Origin of the sequence: Heliorestis convoluta, assembly GCF_009649955.1 — a bacterium.
Lineage (GTDB): Bacteria > Bacillota > Desulfitobacteriia > Heliobacteriales > Heliobacteriaceae > Heliorestis > Heliorestis convoluta.
The window spans coordinates 297,238-315,321 of record NZ_CP045875.1 but is presented as its reverse complement, the minus strand read 5'-3'; the positions used below and the strand labels follow the sequence as shown (position 1 = coordinate 315,321).

Sequence of the window (18,084 nt, the reverse complement as noted above, 5' to 3'; positions counted from 1 at the left end):
ATGATTAAAGGGGGAACCAAAATGCTAAATCTCGATAAAATGGAGTCCAATCAACGGAGATTGCCAGTCTACCTACTCTTAGACACCTCCGGCTCAATGTATGGACAACCCATTGAGGCTTTACGTCAAGGCGTAAAGTATCTCATCTCATCCCTGAAAAAAGAACCTCAGGCCATTGAAACAGCCTATCTTAGCGTGATTACTTTTTCGAGTACAGCAAAACAAGTAGTACCTCTTACGGATCTACAAAGCTTTCGAGAACCACAACTTGATGCCAACGGTACAACAGCCTTAGGAGAAGCCTTAAAAATTCTCGATCGCTGCCTTGATACAGAAGTAAAGAAATCAACAGCGACACAAAAAGGTGACTATAAGCCCCTCGTCTTCATACTTACCGATGGCGTACCGACAGATAGCTGGGAAGGACCCGCCAATGTAATGAAGCAAAAAGCCGGTAAGCTGGCCAATATTATCGCTGTCGGTTGTGGACCTGATGTGGACTTAACGACATTAAAGAAAATTACGGAAATCGTATTACACATGGAATCATACCAGCCTGATGATTTTAATCAATTTTTCCGTTGGGTCAGTGCTTCTGTGTCTATGGCTAGCCAAAAATTCACAGCCGATGGTGAGAAGCCTGCTGAATTACCACCACCGCCTCCAACCATTCAGATTGTTCCTTAATGATTCTTCGATGATAGGAGAAAGAGACTTGTGCCCTGCATACCAGGGCACCCTTTCTTTAAAGGAGTGGGATCATGTTAGATTTGAGTCAGTTCCAGCTCAATCCAAAAAAACAAGAGGATTTGGAAATTCTTTTTCGAACATATGGTTTTGTCGTAAAAGGGTCTATTATAGAAGCCGAAGATGCCGACCGTTCAACCTTTTTGTTTCATGTAGCCCAAGGTAACATCTCTATCGAGCAAATTCCGAGAGAATTAGAACGTTGTTTTCCCAAGATTCTTTATCGTCGTCGTGCAGAAAATCAATTTCCTGTTGTTCGAAAGATTGAAGTCATTCAAGTATTACAACCTCAAAAGGGCCTCTATTCTTATGAAATCTTGTCTAAACCAACCTCTCAAGAGAGAGCAGAAGATAAAAAGATAATTGAAAAGCTGCCAGAAGTGTCCCTTGAGAAAAATCAAAAGACGGAAGAGATAGCAAAAGAGCAGCCAGCAACGCCGGAACCGATCGTCCCAGAATGGAAGGATATACCCCCACACGATCCAGAGGATTGGGTTCCCCTTGAAGACAGTACTCATTACCAGGTTGATGAAGTCTGGTCTATCACGGCAGCCAGTCGACGGGGGAAACTACATGCTCACAAAGGATCGCACCGAGAAGATTCTTTCGCGATTGGCCAAGAAGGAAAGTGGACCTTGCTGGCTGTAGCCGATGGAGCTGGTTCTTGCAAATATTCCAGAGTCGGCGCAGCCCTTGCTTGCCAAAAAGCATTGCTGCATATGCAACAATGCTTAAAAGATTATGTACTGGCGGAGCAGGACGGTGAAATCCCTAGCCAAAATGACTTATTAAAGATTAAATCATATCTAACAACGGCCATTCTTGAAGCCATACAAGCGCTAAAAGAAGAAGCTTCAAAACGGCAAGCCAAAGTCGAAGAACTGTCTACGACTCTACTTCTCGTCGTTCATACCCTATGGCAAGGCAAAAGCGTTCTAGCCAGTATACAAGTTGGTGATGGATCAATTGCAATTTGGCAAGGCAATGATTCAGTTACCTTACTCGGCAGTGCTGATACAGGGACCTTTGCCAGTGAAACAAAATTTATTACATCTAGGAACATCGAGCAAGAATTGGGACATCGTATCTTCTTCTCTATTAAAAAAGATGTCCTTGCTGTAGCCGCTATGAGCGATGGTGTTTGCGATGATTTTTTTCCTGCTGAACAAGAAATGCCTGCACTGTTTCTACAAGTGCATGACATTGTAAAGGGCAGTACAGAGCCAGACAAAGCAATGCTTCAGTTTCTCTCCTATGAACGCAGAGGTTCCTTTGACGATCGAACGATGGCGATATTGTACAGGAGATAAAGGTTATGGCCAAAGCAAAAAAGAAAAACAAGAAAAAACTTTTAGAAGCAACGCTGGCCGATGGTACAACCCTCTTTTATGAGCAGGAAGTGCTTGGGGAAGGCAGCGAAGGGGTCGTACACTTTACGGAAGATAGAAAGTCTGTTGTCAAGTTTTATAAAGATCTCAACGATAGCAAAGATCCAGAGCGCCGTCGCCGTATTGAAAACATCGTTTACAAGTATAACCCGACGTTACATCCTGAAAGTGGAGACTACTGGAAAAGCCTCTATTGCTGGCCTGCTGCTGTCGTCGTAGCACCTCGGCTTGGTGTCCTTGTACCAGCCTATCCGTCGACATTTTTCACCAAAGATGGACGAGAAAAAAAGCTTAGTTGGTTTATTTCTCCCCGTACAAGAAACTTAATTAGCAAAGAAGAGCGAGGAGACTGGTTGGGACACCTAAAGATCGCCATTATGATGGCTCGTGCGACACGGCGACTTCATTCGGCGGGCCTGGCCCATTCTGATTTATCATACAATAATTTTTTGGCTGATCCTGTGATTGGCACTGTCAATATGATCGATCTCGATAGCCTTGTCGTACCAGAGGTTTACCCACCGAGTGTAGCAGGTACGCCAGGCTTGATTGCGCCTGAAGTGATTATGGGCCAAGGGGCACCGTCTATCCGCACAGACTTACATGCACTGGCTGTCCTTGTATATCAGACCTTACTCTTTCGTCATCCTCTGCGAGGACCGAAGATAAATTCCACCCTTTCGGCAGAAGAAGATGAAAAGCTGTCCATGGGTGCAAAAGCTCTTTTTATTGAACATCCTCATGATCAAAGCAATCGACCACAAGGCACTTTTACCAGCTTTGAACGATTGGGGACTTATCTCGCTGAGTTAATTAACAAATCTTTTGTCAAGTATCTCCATGAGCCGGACTACCGTCCTACCGCAGCAGACTGGGAACAAGCTTTGATTCGGACAACCGATCTCATTCATCCTTGTTCCAATAGCCAATGCGAGTTACAATGGTTTGTCTACGGCGCTACTTGTCCCGGCTGTGGGCAAAAAATGACCCACCATCCTGTTCCACTATTGCAGTTTTACAAAGAACAAAGGGGCAAACCAGGCCACTTTATCAATGAACGACGTCAACTCATTGTATGGCCAGGCCTCTATCTTTATAAATGGCATGTCTTTGATCACATTCGTGCTGGCGAAAATGCTGATAAAACACCGCAAGGGTATTTTCACTATCACGAGAATCGATGGTATCTTTACAATCTCGATATGGATGCCCAGTTGATAGAAAAAGGTATACAAAAAACGATTCCCAGAAAGCAATTTATTCCCCTTCAAGAAGGTCAACAAATCCGCCTATCTACCGAAACGCATGGCAGAATTGTCTACGTTCAGATGCTGAATCAGTCATAATCAATAAAGCAGAAGAGGTGAAACCATGGATTATAAGATACTGTACCCCGGAGCTTTTCCGATTATAGAAATGCAATTGCAAAAAGGAGAAAGTATCAAAGCTGAAGCCGATGCGATGGTAGCCATGTCTTCCACCGTCGATGTTATGGGTTCTGTCCACGGAGGTATCATGCAAGGCATCGCTCGAATGTTAGCGGGAGAGAAATTTTTCTTTCAAACTTTGACAGCCAACCGAGGCCCAGGGACCGTTTTGTTAGCGCCTTCTATACCAGGTGATATTATCGATATTAAACTTGATGGCACCTATAACTTGATCGTACAGAAAGACGGCTTTTTAGCAGGCACGCAAGATTTACAAGTATCAACAAAGATGCAAAACTTAATGCAAGGTTTCTTTTCGGGAGAAGGCTTTTTTGTTGTCAAAGTAAGTGGTTATGGCAAAGTTTTTGTAAATAGCTATGGCGGGATTCATGCCATCAACCTTGATGCAGGGGAAGAGTTTATCATTGATAATCATCACTTGGTAGCATGGCCTGACTATATGGACTATAAAATCGAAAGAGCCTCAAGCAGTTGGATACATACTTTCACATCGGGAGAAATTGCCGTTTGTCGTTTTAGAGGTCCAGGAACAGTACTTATACAGACGCGGAACCCAGGAGGCTTTGGCAACTGGATTAAAAAGTTCATTCCCGGGGGGCGTCCTGGAGCCTAATTTACTATAAGGCCGAAAGCGAGGAAGCGATGGGTGATCCATTTTAACGATTTAGACAAGGCAGAAATAGAGAGGATTTTTTATATTCCTCCAGAACCATATGGTCCTACTTGGGATAGGAATACATTGGCCCATGCACTCGGCGCAACCTTGTACATGCCAGCCCATCGTCCTCGTATTGCGGAGGATTTAATCACTTGTAAACATAAAGAGCTAACTTCCATGGTTATCTGCTTAGAAGATGCCATCGGTGATGAAGAAGTTGCGGAAGCAGAGGAAGCACTTTTTGCCCAACTGAGTCAACTAGAACAAGCATGGCAGACCTTGTCTAGGGAACAGAAAGTTGGCTTGCCCTTAATTTTTCTGCGTCTTCGGAGTCCCGAGCAATTTCAACGAATTATAGAGAGATTGTGGCCTTCTGTGGTAGCAGGTAGGTGCTTGCTTCAAGGATTTGTTTTTCCGAAATTTTCGCAACAAAATGGTTCCGTCTATCTTCAGTTACTACGTCAGTTAAACGATTCTATTAGAGCACAAAGGGCTTTGTCGCCTCTTCCTTTTTTCTATGGCATGCCTATCTTAGAGACAAGAGATATCTTATATAAAGAGTCTCGTCTGGATGCTTTAGTGGCTTTGAAAGCACTGTTACTACCCTATAAAGATATGATTTTGAATATACGAATTGGCGCTACTGATTTTTGTAGCCTCTTTGGCATTCGCAGAAGCCCTGATCTTACTTTATATGACATTGCCCCTTTGCAAGATTGCATTGGTGATATTGTCAATCTATTTGGCCGTATTGATGACTCTTATGTCATTTCTGGACCGGTCTGGGAATATTTTCCCTCTGACAATCGCGTATTAAAGCCTAAGCTACGGGAAGCACCTTTTGAACGATATGGTCATCGAGGCCTTGCCTTTCGCCAACAGCTAATCTCTCGTTATATAGACGGCTTAATTCGTGAAATTCTCTTCGATCAAGCCAATGGTTTATGTGGAAAAACGGTGATTCATCCTTCTCATATTCGACCTGTGAATGCTTTACAAGCAGTTACTTATGAAGAATATTGTGATGCTACCACAATTATCAGTAACAACAATGGAAAAGTCGGTGTTCTGAAAAGCTCTTTTCAGAACAAAATGAACGAAATTAAGCCCCATCTTACTTGGGCGCAAAAAATACTTACGAGAGCTCGTATATATGGAGTGCTAAATGAAAGCTATGACTTTACCATTTTGCTGGGAACAGAACGCCATGTTACATCATCTACATAAGGCAGATAGAGAGCAGGACCAAGGTTTCCAAGAAGCTGTGTACCCTATTATAGATAATTTACATCTTCGGCTGGTGATCACAAAGAATCCCTATGGCTTGATGAGAAAGCTCTTTTTTCTCTAGCGGCTCGGAAAAATCGGCATAGAAGTTTTCTTTTTGTCAGCAAGCTTCTTGGAAAGCATATCCCCATTGAACCGGATCTTGCTTTTACAGCAGGGAAGCTTTTGGCCAAACGATTGATGGAAGCCCTCGATGGAGAGCAAGCCTATGTAACGCCAAAAGGCACATTTGTGCTACCATCTAGCCATCTTTTCATCGGCTTTGCTGAAACAGCCACAGCATTGGGACAGGCTGTTTTTTCTTGCTTTGAACAAAATGCTCTTTACTGGCATACGACACGAGAGAAAATTAATGAACTGCCTGACTTGTTTGACTTTGAAGAAGAGCATTGTCATGCACCGGAACATCGATTGTATGCGGTAAAGGCATCTTTTTTTGACAATGATCATCCTATTGTGTTAATTGACGATGAGTTAACAACAGGCAAATCGGCCCTAAACTTTATTAAGACGATTGAACAAAAATATAGTAGAAAAAACTATTACGTTCTTACCCTCCTTGATTGGCGCTCTCAAGAAGATCGAGCAGCTTTGAAACAAATGGAAAAAGAACTTGGAGTGTCTATTCAGGTTTTTTCTCTTCTTTCCGGCACCTTAGAATCTTGGGGGACTGTAGTAGAAAGGGAAATCGGAACTTTTTATAACGCTGAAAATGCTTACTGGGCACATAACAGGTTCAATGAAAAAGATCTTACAGAGAAAGTAACCCATAAAGCATCTTCGCCTTCCCTATCGTGCCTTTATGATTTAAAAGAAGTAGAAAGAGAGCCTTTAGCAGGAGGCACTGCTGTAGAAGTGATAGAGTATGAAGTGGAACAAGGGTTGCCCTTCACTTCCATGGACTCTACAGGTTGGGTGAATGGAGCGCCTTATCTTCCTTATACAGGTCGATTCGGAATGACCACGAAGGAACAGGCACAAATGGAGGCACTTGCTTGTAAAGTGGGAACACAACTACAGCAACTGCGACGAGGAAGCAAGACTTTATGTCTCGGTACAGGCGAGTTTATGTATCTGCCTTTTAAGATTGCTTCTTATATGGGTGAAAAGGTTCTTGTGCAAGCAACAACCCGTAGTCCTGTCTATCCTGTGGACAAAGAGGATTATGGGATTCGTCATGCCTTAGCTTTTCCCAGTGCTGATGATCCTCTCATTCCTAACTATGTCTATAACATAGGAGTGGGCAAATACGAAGAAATCTTTTTATTTCTGGAGCGACCACTTCCTAAGGAGAGAATTATACCTTTGTTACAAGCTTTAGATTCTACAGGAATTCAAAGCATCTATATCGTAGTGCCAGTCTATGGCTCTGTCCTCAACCAATTTGATGAAAGTTAGCTTTTTCTGATTGCGTTGGGGTTACTTCATAGAGGGGCCCGGTCATCACGCTTTCCTCCGCTCTGGACTGGTCCCACGCTGTTACCGCCAGCAAGCTGGCGACAGCTGAGGTCCCAAGTCCCGCTCCGGAAAGCGTGATGCCCTGGCCCAGAAGTTTTTTGCTGATTGTTACTTCCGTTGGAATAGCTTGGCGAAACTTTCTTCTATCCGCAACTACCTATTGTATATTTGCAATGCAATAGGCCAAAACTCAGTCACAACCAGCAAGATGTATCTGGGTCAGGCGTTATGACTTCCTGGAGAGAGGACTTCAGACCTCAGCCATCGGCAGCTTGCTGCCGCTCATGGCGTGGGATGAGTCCGTTCGGAAGGAAGTCATAACGCCTGACCCCACCACAGAGTAGCTATTTTTGTATTACCTCTGTGCCTCTGTGGTTATTTTCGTTTTAACGTAAAAACGGTGAGACCCCTTCATGCACTATATTATTTTACCCATACTGCCGACCTTTCCAAGCATATCCTTTTCCCAAAAAAGCAGAACGCGCTGAGTCCCAGGCAATGAGGAGCATAAAGAATATACTCAGTGGCAACAAGGGCGCTAACCAAAGCGGTTGGTCACTTTTTCTATCGATAAAACCTTTGATTACCATCGCAAGGACCCATCCGACCAGTGCGGTTGGTAAAAAAGTACCTTTTACCAAAAGATAAAAAAGAAATAAAGCAGGTGGCAACAGGTAAAGCAAGCTGTAAAACGTTGTAATTAGAAGCAAAAGTCCATAGCTTCGGCCCAAGCCGGAAAAGGTATTTTTCTTAAATCCCTGCCAGACTTCTTGCGCATTGTGATACATGCGCATTTCTACATCTTGATGAATCGCTGCAAAGGTAAGCCTATGACCTGCTTTTTTTAGGGCTTGCGCCATTTGCATATCATCTAATAGATGGCTACGAAAGGCTTCATGGCCGCCAAAAGCGCGATAGCTGTCTCGATGAAGAAAGAGAAAAGCCCCATGGGCTGCTGAATACAGTGGGTTGGACGACTTGTGAAGGAGACGCAAAGGAAGGTGGCATAAGATGGTGAACATCATCATAGGTAGTATGAGTTTTTCCATCCAGGTGCCTGTACGCTGATAGGGAATGCCTGTAATCATACCTTTCCCTTGCTGCTTTGCAACTGCCAATGTTTTAGCCAGTGCTTTAGGATTTCGCAACCTTGTATCGGCATCGAGAAAAAGCCACCACGTTCCTTGTGCTTGCTGCGCAAGCTGATGACAAGCATAAGATTTGCCCATCCATCCCTCCGGCTTTGCCCTACCTTTAATGAGGCAAAGGCGCTGATCCTGTTCGGTCCAGGAAGCGACTTTTTCTGGCGTCCCATCGGTAGAACCGTCATCGAGGACAAGGACTTCCAAAGCTAGATCTTGCTGAGATAGAACGCTTTCCAGACAAGCGTCGATGTTACTCTCTTCATTACGAGCTGGAATCAGCACAGATACCAAAGGTTCTTGTTGTGGCTTCGCACCTGCGTCGGACTGCCCTTTCTTGGCAAGATCGGTTAGAGAAGATAAATAGCTTCCATTCCAGAGGACAAAGAAAAGCTGGGCCACAAGCATTGCTACAATGATGAAAAGTACTATTTCCATGGCTTCACCATTTTCAGAAATTGCTCAAAGTATTCATTGGTAGAACGTCCTGGTGCCATGAGCAACGAAAATTCAGGCAAGGCCTCTCTTCCATATTGGCAAATGATCTGGCGATGCTCATCTAGTTGCTTTTCTAAAGATATTTCTAAGAACTGGGAAATCTCTTTTCGTGTCATCCTGCCCCAGTCTTTCTCGATGGAAGAACCAAAGTAAAAGGAAGCTTCTATCTTCTGGTGAAGACAGAGGCTGTAATACAAAGTTACGGGAAGGACAGGGACTTGAGAGCATTGACGCAAAATCTGCCCTAGGCCTGATTGAAACTGCAACGGGCGCTTTTCTAAAGGATAGATATCACCTTGTGGAAAAATCCAGATAGAAGCCCCTTGCTTTAGTAAGTGCGCTCCATAATCTAAAGAAGTGATAATCTCTCGCCCTTCTTTTTTGTTAATCGAAAAAGCGCCAATCCGTCGAAAGAAGCGAAATTTTTTCATCTGTTCTTCATCCATCATCAGATAATGATCGCCTTGAGAACAAGTCTCTACAACATGAAAAACGAGCAGACCATCCCACCAACTGCTATGATTCATAATATAAAGCGCAGGCTTTGCCGGCAGGGGGTCCACTTGACCGCGCAGATAAAGAGCGTGAAAATGGCGACGCAGGAGATAATATGCGTTATAGTAATAGAAGAGCTTCTTAAACCAAAGGCTTTTGGAAGCTTCGATCACGTCGTACCCACCCTTCTGCCAGAGCTGCGATGAACAGCGCCAGGAGCAACAAAGCTGTCATATCTTCTCGAAAGGCCAAAAGACCAAAGAAGAGTAACACCATTTGGTACATTCGTAACGCTTTCATACGAACCTCATAAGGCACTGTGCGAATCGGAAATAGATAAGAAAGGACCATGGCAATGACAAACCAGCCCACAAAGTTCTGCAAAGGAATGCCATAATAAATACCTTGGTCATGCCAGATCCAAAATTCTCGGGCATAGGCAACTGGATCTAAAACCAGATCAAAAGCAACAGCCCAAAAACCGACTTCCAAGCCTCTCCAAAATCGAGAGGTCGCTCTTGATAACAAGATAGCATTGATGACGACACCCACCCAAGCCCAGGCAATTGCCAAGGTACCGTCCCCAAAGCAACACCAAGAACGTGGGTATAGCTATAGTCCCCAAAGAGAAGCCCTGTCTTTGTACCGAACCACTCAAGAAAAAAAGTAGAGAAAGCAATAATAATGGCTCTTCCCCAAACCAAAGTCCACTTTTCACGCAACGCACTATCTAATTCTAGGGCGTAAAGAGCATAAAAAAGGTTGAAAAGACCGTTCGAGAAATGCAAGATAGCAGGCACATCGCCAACAACAAAAAGTAAAACCAAGCCAACGGCATACCAAAACCAAAATATTTTTGCAATCATAGCTGGCACATCTTTCTTTTGCATTTTTTCGATTCTTAGAAGTAAAAAGTACCAAACCTTTTTACGTAGTAACTTTTTGGTAACTTTTGGTTTTCTGTTAAGAATAAAAGGAATCATTTTTAGTAGAGATTGCGATATTTTTATTTTACCATAAATTTCATGCTTTTCTTGCATTATTGAAAATTCTTTTTTTCATAAAAAGAGGTGTACTAGTACCATGGAAAATACAATAACATACCTTTTGGGTGGCTTTTTCGTAGCCTTAATCGTCTTATCAACCGCCTGGAGCTTTCAACGAAAAGCAAAAAAGACGGAGCACTCGTGCCAGTGTGGTGGAGAAAAAGGCTGTAGTGGAACAGGAAATTGTAACCATGAAAAGTAAATGAGAAAAGAGGAAATCGTAGCCACAAAGTAGAATTGATAGCATTGAGGAGGTGATAATGATGCCTAAAGCGGGAGAAAAGCCAGGTAAAGGCTCTTACAAGTGCGAAAAATGTCGCTATGTAGCGGAGTTGCAAGACAACGAAGAGCTACCAGTCTGTCCAATCTGTAAATACACAGGTTATGTAAAATTAAGCTAAGCAAGATGGTACCTTCATTTTCTAATATGGTTTTGACATAAGATTTTTTATCATTTACACATAGTAGCCATTCACGAAAAAAGACCCTCTCTGGTGCTTTGAAAAGCGTACCAGAGAGGGTCTGCTTTTTTCATGGTTCAAAAGGTCTTTGCAGCATCGATAATAATCGTTCAAAGAAGGCATTTTTCCTTACTGTTCTGGATACCAAATATCAAAGCCCTTTTCTAAGCTTTCATGGGGCGAAAAAATACGAGCCAACAGCTCTTTTTCATAAACCATGGGATAAGCGCGCAAGCCGGCCAAAAGGCCGGAAGCAGGCGCACGCACTTCTTCTTCTAAGGCTCCGGTGAGTACATTGTAGATGTGCCCTATAAGATCTTCTTGTTCTATCTCTGTGCCAACAACAGCGGTAGGACGAAAAATACCAGCTGCTTGAGAAAGAACGAGGTGCGTATTGGCCGTTCTGAAAAAGGGCGTTGCCGGTGGTGGCGCAAGGGGCGGCCCTGCTAAAATTTCCGTAGCTACCATAAAGTCGATTAAGCCATGAAAGACTTGCTGCACCATCGATTCATCAATGCGTCGAGCCACTCCGAGCATTAGTATGTAAGGAGAGATACCACTGTCTTTCCAAAGGTAGGCTAGCTGGGTCTTATACAGGGGCGTTAGCTCACGATGGAGTAAATAGGGGCAACGCAGATAAGGCGCAAGCTTTAGTTCCCGTTCATCGGGGAAAAAAGTGCGCAAATGGGGCAATTCATAAAATTGTTCGTTCGAACTATGTACATCAAAAGCATAATGAGACCCCAAGGTCGCTTGAAAGACACCGTCGGCAATACGCTGTGTTGTTTCCCCTTGATCGTATCCGGGAAACATACGATTAATATCGGTGCCGTCAAAAGGCCAGTTGCGTAAAGCAAAGTTAACACCGGGCACATTAACGACAGGAACCAAGCGAACCGTTCCTTGTAAGGTGTAGCCTTCTTTTTTCCCTTGTACGACTTCTTCTAAAAAAGCAGCCAACCGTGTTAACAAGTAAATGCCATTTAGTTCGTCGCCATGGATGCCTGATACCAAAGAAACGATGGGTCCTTCGCCAGTGCCTTGAAACTCATTTTTATAAAGAACCATGGGCTCACGAAAAGGAATGTTCAGTGTCAAAATCGGTTCAAGCATCGGCATCCCCTCCTACCGAATCGGTTGGTTGCGTAGCCAGGCGACCTAATAGAGAGCCTTCATAGACCACAGGGTGTTGTCGCAGCGTAAAGACCAGTCCGGCACAGGGTGCTTCAATAATCTGAAGATCTTTTCCACTTAAGGGATCAACAATGCGCCCGATCTTTTCTTTTTCTTGAACAAAGCGGCCAAAAATAGCTTGTTCAGGTACGAAAAGACCTGATGCTTTGGCGTTTAAGTACCAGACTTCTTCATCTTTCATGATGCGAGGATAGCCCAAGACAGGTAGTTGCTCTTCTGGTATTTGCAAAATACCAAGGTCTCGCAATAGATGGAGCAAGCCTTTTAGCAATTGCTCGGAATAACCAATGGTCAGACGTTGCCCAATGCCCATTTCTACAACGAGCGTGGGAATGTTCATTTCATTGAGATTGGTCGCCAGCGTGGTCTCCAATATAGTAGAAGATCCATGAAGCCAGACAAGATCTACATTAGACCGCTTGGCCAGAGGCAACAGGCGCGGTGCATAGTGTTCTTGCATGCGAATTTGTGGTAGTTCCAAGACAAAGCGGTTGCTAGCATGAATATCTACAACTAGATCAGCGCCTTGTAAATCTTGTAGAAGCGCATGAGCCGCTTGCAAAGGAACATGACCCTCATTCGTGCCAGGAAACTGGCGATTTAAGTCAACATTAAAAAAAGGCCAGGCTCGATTCAAACTACCAAGGCCTAAAGAATTGACAGAAGGATAGAAGTCTACTTGCCCTGTGAGCACTTGCTCGTTTTTTTCTATGAGATTTTGCAGCTGTTGATGTAACAAATAGCAAGTATATAAGCCTTCAAATTCATCACCATGAATGCCTGCTATGATGGCAACACGCTTTGAGTCAGCAAACTTTCGGGAACCTATAACTTCTTTGCGTATGCTAAAGTGATCAGAAGCAGGCATGCGAATGGTGAGGATCTTCTCCTCCATGGGACCACCTCCAATCTAGGCTCCTGATTCAAGGAGCGATAGGAATCTTATGAGGATGGCTTCACGAAACCTATGAATGTATTACAAAACTTGTACATATACCGTTACCTGCAAGTTTTGTCTTGCTCTGCCACAATAAAGACCCTTAACGGGCACGATGTCGAGATAATCACGACCATGGGCTACTTTGACATAAGCGTCATTGACAGTGCAATTGTTGGTAGGATCAATACCTTGCCATCCTATTCCTGGCAGATAAGCTTCTACCCAGGCATGAGAAGCACCGCTTCCACGCAAGGGACCGCCACAAGGAATATAGCCACTAACATATCGTGCTGGAATGCCTTGAAAGCGAAGTAAGGCAAGTAGAAGATGAGAAAAGTCCTGACAAACACCGACTTTTTTAGATAGTATTGCATCAATGGTAGAACCTACAGCCGTTACCTGCTCTTGATAGGTAAAGTTTTCGTATATATAATTCGACATTTTATAAATTTCAGGCCAACCGCCCGAAATGCCTTGAAAGCTTTCAGCCATCATCTGTACTTCTGGCAGAAAAGGGCAATAGGAGGTCTCCATTAACCATTCAGCATGACTTTGCTTGATCTGTTTAGACCATTGTTCTATGTCAACGTATTCTAAGGTAGCGTCACTGTTTCGTAAGATATTGTTATGTTGCACTATACTGTTCTCGACTTGCTGATTTTCTACGATGGCTCTCGTCTCTATAACCAATTGATCATGGGGCTCTGGGAACCACAGTGTGTGGACCTGATTGCCAAAGGCGTCCATCGATTGCTGCAAGGCCCCTAAAGGCTCTGTCTTGAGCTGAAAAGAAAGCAATCTCTGGTTCTGGTCAGTCATGGGCGTCAAGCGAACTTCACTGATTCCACGCGATACATTGCTGGAATAACTGTACAAAGTTCGGTGATAAACCGACAAAAGAGTCACGCAGTACTTGGGCCGCGAAACAGTGTATGATTCACGGCATCCCCTACTTTGTTGTTTTCGCTGAGAAAAGATTGCAAGAAATTGTGAACGCCCTGTCTTTCAATTTCCTCAATGGCTGTCATCCGCAACTGTTGGTCTAGATGCTCTAACAATTGAATGGGCTCTACGACTTGAGCGCCATTTTGAAAAGCTTTATCAGCCGCTTCTAGTGCATGAGCAACGGAAAAAGATAAAGATCGAGGAAAATCAGCTTGATGAACCAAAAATTCAGTTACTTCTCGAGCTCCAATGCGCCCACACCATTCTCGGCGATAGGCTTCATAGGCGCTCACAGAAAGTAAAACGCGCAACCATAAGTTCTCTTGGTGGCTCTTAGGATGGCCTACAGCGGCATCAATGATCCGCGCTGTTTTGTCAGCTCTCTCGAGATAGCGACCTAGTTGGAGAAAAGCCCAGCCTTTGTTTTGCGGCAAAATGGCTTCTACCATACCTTGAAAAAGAAGAGAACGCTTTTTCACGAGATGTAAAAATTCTAGAGGAGACTTCCCTTGTAGCTTTTGCGCACAAGTGCGAACGACAAGGTAAAAGGAATTTACGACTTCGTAAATTTCATTGGGGAGAATTTCACGGGCTACGAGAGCATTTTCTTTGGCCTGGTGCAAGCAACAGTAAATAGAGTTGGGATTCTGATCAGAAAAAGAAAGAAATTCAAAAACAGATAGGCTATCGACGTTTTTATATTGTTGACGATACAGTGCTACGTCGCCTGTAACAGCTACGAGAGATTCCCAGTATGATGCTTTTTCTTCTAGCGATTCTGCGTAATATACTTCTAACATTCGTGCGTTGTTTTCTGCCCGTTCAATCATGCGGGCCAACCAAATCAAGCTGTCGGCCTGACGGTTGAGCATAATTGGCACTCCCTTTCTCCACCTTGACTTCGAAGAACCCAGGTGTCTTTGCTACCTCCACCTTGCGAAGAATTTACTACAAGAGAACCTTCCCGCAAGGCAACACGAGTTAAGCCACCTGGTATGACTTTTTTGCCTCCTATGACAAAAGGCCGAAGATCAATGTGTCGATTGCTAAAAACACCATTGATAAAAGATGGGTGTTGCGACAATTGAATGGTCGGCTGTGCAATATAGTGATGCGGCTTTTCTTGCAATATGGTACGGAACGTGGCTAGTTCTTCTTCTGATGCTTTCGGGCCGATAAGCATGCCGTAGCCACCAGCACCCGTTGTTTTCTTGACGACCATTTTCTCTAAGTTATGGAGTACATATTCCTGCTCTTCTCGATTCTTCAAAAGGAAGGTAGGAACATTTTCTAGAATCGGCTCTTCACCGAGATAGTAGCGAATCATGGCAGGCACATAAGCAAAGATGGCTTTGTCATCAGCAACACCAGCGCCAGGCGCGTTAGCCAGAGCAACATGACCGGCTCGATAGGCACTCATAAGTCCGGGCACACCCAGCATAGAGTCGGGTCGAAATACAAGAGGGTCTAAGAAAGCATCGTCAACACGTCGATAAATGACATCGACTTGTCGCAACCCTTCCACGCTGCGCAAATAGACGCGGTTATCAAGGGTCATTAGATCTTGGCCTTCTACAAGGTCAATACCAAGTTGCTGCGATAGAAAGACGTGATCATAATAGGCGGCGTTATAAGGACCTGGCGTCAACAAGACAACGGTAGGCTTGGAGACCCGCCTGGGAGATAGAGACTGCAAGTACCGCGCTAGATAGCTCAAAGATGGCATAATCGGCTCAATTTGATGATTTTGACAAAGCTCTGGGAAAAGCTGTTGCATCATTTTTCGATTTTCATACACATAGCTGATTCCAGAAGGTACGCGCAAGTTATCTTCTAAGACAAAATATTTGCCCTCATTATCTCGAATTACATCGATACCTGCTAAAGTAATATACTCATTTAATGGAACATGGAGTCCTGCCATGGCCCAGCAAAAGTCGGGATGTGTTACGACCAATTCTCTTGGTATAACTTGATCGTGAAGAATTTCCTGACCGTGATAAATGTCATAGAGGAAGGCATTGAGAGCTCGAACTCGTTGGCGACATCCTTCATCTAAGATCGTCCATTCTTCTTCAGGAATTAAACGAGGAAGAATGTCAAAAGGAATTGTTCTCTCCATACTCGTTGACTCATGATAAACCCGAAAGGTAACTCCTAAGTTGACGAAACCATGCTCCGCTTTGTTTTTTAGATGTTCCAGCATCATGGGTGATAGATTGTTAAAATAATTATAAATTGTCTCATAGCAAGGTCGAACGGCACAGGAATGATCAAACATTTCATTAAAAAACCTTTTCTCACTATCCACAGAAAACACGAGAACACCTCCGAAAAAATGCCAAAAAAAAAGAAGCTACCCTTTCGTAGCTTGGAAGAAACCTAAAATGCACTTCTTTCCCCACTACTGGGTAAAAACATTATAGCGCATTTCTCTTCTTTTAGGAATATATGGTTTTGTAAAAAAGTACAAGAAACTTATTTTTTGTTTACCCTTTTTTACGACCTCCCTATATATTCAACCATTGTTACCACTTACTTGTCGAAAAAAGTCTATAAAAAGAGCGAGTAGGGAGTAAAAGTATCCCTACTCGCTCTTTTCTTTTTAATCCGCCTTGCCCTTCGATTAGCCTGAAGAAGATACAGGAAAGTTCAGAGAAAAGACAGCGCCACCATTTTCATTACGCACAACGATATTGCCTTTTAGTTTATCCTGAACGATAGTACGGCTGATAGAAAGTCCAAGGCCCGTTCCTTTGCCTTTTTCTTTCGTTGTTATATAAGGTTCGAAGATTTTTTCCATGATCTCTTCCGGTACGCCACCTGCATTATCAGCAATTTCTAAGATCAGATGCTCCTGTTCCTCTGGGCCATGCTCTATCCACCCATGGGCACAAATCATTTTTCGTTCTACTTTTTTTTCATCAAAGGCATGGATGGCGTTGGTGATGATATTCAAAAGAACTTGCTGAAGTTCATTGCGAAAGGCCTTTACTTCAATTTTTTCGGGGAGTCTGATCTGGTAGGCAATATTCTTGCTATAAAGCTGTGATTGCAGCATGCCACCGATGCTTTTGAGTACATCTTCCACTCGAAAAAATTCTTCTTTTTTGTTGTCATTAAAAAATTCCATAAAGTCAGTAATGGTTTGAGACATGCTTTGAGCCAGTTCAATAATCTGATTGCCTTCTTCAGCAATCTCTTCAAGGTTTTCACCCAATTCAACATCTATCACAATGTTTGAAGCTGCTAAACTGATGCTATTAAGAGGCTGTCGCCATTGATGGGCAATGGAGTTGATGATTTCACCCATGGCCACCTGTCGTGATTGTTGCTGTAACATCATGTCTTTTTGGCGGTTCATCATGACTTCTTGAAAAACTCGTTCTTCTAAGGTTTCATTGAGTCGAGAGAGCTTCTCTAAAGCGATGCGGAGCTCTTCTTCACTAAGTTGGAGAGCGCTTTCGGCTTCTTTTCGTTGAATGGCACCGCCAATGCTCGCAGCTGCTACCATCAGAATGGATTCTTCTTCTTTTGTCCATATCCGCTCAGAATGACAATCGTCGAAGCCTACAAAGCCCCAGAATTCCTTTCCAATAAAGATCGGCACGACAAGCAACGAAATAATTCCCTGTGGCTCCAAAACGCTTCGCTCTGCTTCAGGAAAATCTTTTACGAGGCCATTGATCGTTTTATTATCCTTTAAGTTCTTGTACCACCATAAGAGCCCGATTTCTTCATAGGGCAAGTCTTGTAGTACAGGGTTGTCGATTTGGGGGACTATGTTATCTCGAGACCATTCAAAAGTTTGACTCACCGCGGGGGCTCCTGTTAGGGAGTGCTCGTGATTGCGAAATATGTATACGCGATCGACTTCTACAGCTTCTCCTAAGTAGTTAAGGGCTTGTATGATGGCGTGATTAAAATCATAGGTTGTCAGCAAGCTATTGGTGGCTGCAGCAACGCCATGTAAGAGTCGATCTTTTCGATAAAGTGCTTCTTCCATCCCTTTGCGTCGAGTGACATCAATGAGGATATCTTGATGAAAAAACTGCTTAGTTTCTGTCCGTTGGCTAATGATTTTCTGAGCTTCTACCCAGCGAATCTGACCTTCTTTGGTCACTATACGGTATTCCAGGGTATATTCCTGACAAGTAGCCAGAAACCTGTTTTTCATTGCTGCTATATATCGGTGCCTGTCTTCACTGTAAATCAGATCAAGAAAAGAGATTTTGCCCGATAGGATCTCCTGGGGATCATATCCGAATTGACAAATAGCGTTAGAGATAAATTTGACTTTCCATGGGTCTTCGCATTGCCAGACAATGACAATCATGGGAGAGTGGTTAACAAAATCTTGGAGCGATTTATCCATAT

At 43.6% G+C, this 18,084-nt stretch carries 16 protein-coding genes and 2 pseudogenes; 9 read left to right on the top strand and 9 right to left on the bottom strand.

Annotated features, from left to right (window positions below):
- The first annotated feature begins 21 nt into the window (after positions 1 to 21).
- The 7 genes and pseudogenes from FTV88_RS01400 (at position 22) to FTV88_RS15735 (ending at position 6,926) form a co-directional block, all read left to right on the top strand.
- A complete protein-coding gene (locus tag FTV88_RS01400; RefSeq protein ID WP_153724053.1) occupies positions 22 to 687 on the top strand; it encodes a vWA domain-containing protein in 666 nt (221 codons plus the stop codon).
- A gap of 74 nt (positions 688 to 761) precedes the next feature.
- Entirely contained in the window at positions 762 to 2,057 is a 1,296-nt protein-coding gene (locus tag FTV88_RS01395) for a PP2C family serine/threonine-protein phosphatase (RefSeq protein WP_153724052.1), read from the top strand.
- A 5-nt stretch (positions 2,058 to 2,062) separates the two neighbouring features.
- Positions 2,063 to 3,481 carry a serine/threonine protein kinase gene (locus tag FTV88_RS01390; RefSeq protein WP_153724051.1) on the top strand — a complete coding sequence of 473 codons (1,419 nt, stop codon included), beginning with the start codon at positions 2,063 to 2,065 and terminating at the stop codon, positions 3,479 to 3,481.
- Between the two features lie 25 nt (positions 3,482 to 3,506).
- A complete protein-coding gene (locus tag FTV88_RS01385; RefSeq protein ID WP_153724050.1) occupies positions 3,507 to 4,196 on the top strand; it encodes a TIGR00266 family protein in 690 nt (229 codons plus the stop codon).
- A gap of 33 nt (positions 4,197 to 4,229) precedes the next feature.
- Positions 4,230 to 5,468 (top strand): HpcH/HpaI aldolase/citrate lyase family protein, encoded by a 1,239-nt coding sequence (locus tag FTV88_RS01380; RefSeq protein ID WP_153724049.1) that lies wholly within the window; start codon positions 4,230 to 4,232, stop codon positions 5,466 to 5,468.
- Between the two features lie 123 nt (positions 5,469 to 5,591).
- Positions 5,592 to 6,170: pseudogene (locus FTV88_RS15740) on the top strand (phosphoribosyltransferase domain-containing protein); the annotation flags it as partial.
- A 255-nt stretch (positions 6,171 to 6,425) separates the two neighbouring features.
- Positions 6,426 to 6,926, top strand: a complete 501-nt coding sequence (locus FTV88_RS15735; RefSeq protein WP_279236982.1) for a TRSP domain-containing protein — start codon at positions 6,426 to 6,428, stop codon at positions 6,924 to 6,926.
- 488 nt (positions 6,927 to 7,414) lie between these two features.
- On the opposite strand, the gene FTV88_RS01370 is transcribed toward FTV88_RS15735, so the two are convergent.
- The 3 genes and pseudogenes from FTV88_RS01370 to FTV88_RS15730 form a co-directional block, all read right to left on the bottom strand.
- Positions 7,415 to 8,566, bottom strand: a complete 1,152-nt coding sequence (locus FTV88_RS01370; RefSeq protein WP_153724047.1) for a glycosyltransferase family 2 protein — start codon at positions 8,564 to 8,566, stop codon at positions 7,415 to 7,417.
- A complete protein-coding gene (locus FTV88_RS01365) occupies positions 8,557 to 9,294 on the bottom strand; it encodes a lysophospholipid acyltransferase family protein (RefSeq protein WP_153724046.1) in 738 nt (245 codons plus the stop codon). The genes FTV88_RS01370 and FTV88_RS01365 overlap by 10 nt, the downstream gene beginning before the upstream one ends.
- A pseudogene (locus tag FTV88_RS15730) lies at positions 9,263 to 9,987 on the bottom strand (carotenoid biosynthesis protein). Before FTV88_RS15730 ends, FTV88_RS01365 begins: the two are co-directional and overlap by 32 nt.
- Positions 9,988 to 10,204: 217 nt before the next feature.
- On the opposite strand from FTV88_RS15730, the gene FTV88_RS01350 reads away from it, so the two are divergent.
- Entirely contained in the window at positions 10,205 to 10,369 is a 165-nt protein-coding gene (locus tag FTV88_RS01350; RefSeq protein WP_153724043.1) for a hypothetical protein, read from the top strand.
- Positions 10,370 to 10,427: 58 nt separating this feature from the next.
- The gene (locus FTV88_RS01345) at positions 10,428 to 10,568 is read left to right on the top strand and encodes a zinc ribbon-containing protein (protein ID WP_153724042.1); all 141 of its coding nucleotides are present in this window, start codon (positions 10,428 to 10,430) and stop codon (positions 10,566 to 10,568) included.
- Between the two features lie 189 nt (positions 10,569 to 10,757).
- Here the strand turns inward: FTV88_RS01345 and FTV88_RS01340 are convergent, their stop codons facing one another.
- From FTV88_RS01340 to FTV88_RS01315, 6 genes are all read right to left on the bottom strand, one after another.
- Entirely contained in the window at positions 10,758 to 11,741 is a 984-nt protein-coding gene (locus tag FTV88_RS01340) for a M14 family metallopeptidase (protein ID WP_162007847.1), read from the bottom strand.
- Positions 11,734 to 12,717, bottom strand: a complete 984-nt coding sequence (locus FTV88_RS01335) for a M14 family metallopeptidase (RefSeq protein WP_153724040.1) — start codon at positions 12,715 to 12,717, stop codon at positions 11,734 to 11,736. The genes FTV88_RS01340 and FTV88_RS01335 overlap by 8 nt, the downstream gene beginning before the upstream one ends.
- Before the next feature lie 81 nt (positions 12,718 to 12,798).
- Entirely contained in the window at positions 12,799 to 13,668 is an 870-nt protein-coding gene (locus FTV88_RS01330) for a transglutaminase family protein (protein ID WP_162007846.1), read from the bottom strand.
- A complete protein-coding gene (locus FTV88_RS01325) occupies positions 13,665 to 14,579 on the bottom strand; it encodes an alpha-E domain-containing protein (RefSeq protein ID WP_153724038.1) in 915 nt (304 codons plus the stop codon). Before FTV88_RS01325 ends, FTV88_RS01330 begins: the two co-directional genes overlap by 4 nt.
- Positions 14,552 to 16,027 (bottom strand): circularly permuted type 2 ATP-grasp protein, encoded by a 1,476-nt coding sequence (locus tag FTV88_RS01320; protein ID WP_243137243.1) that lies wholly within the window; start codon positions 16,025 to 16,027, stop codon positions 14,552 to 14,554. Before FTV88_RS01320 ends, FTV88_RS01325 begins: the two co-directional genes overlap by 28 nt.
- A gap of 306 nt (positions 16,028 to 16,333) precedes the next feature.
- Complete coding sequence (locus FTV88_RS01315) at positions 16,334 to 18,082, bottom strand: GAF domain-containing sensor histidine kinase (protein WP_153724037.1); 1,749 nt, start codon at positions 18,080 to 18,082, stop codon at positions 16,334 to 16,336.
- Between the last annotated feature and the right edge of the window lie 2 nt (positions 18,083 to 18,084).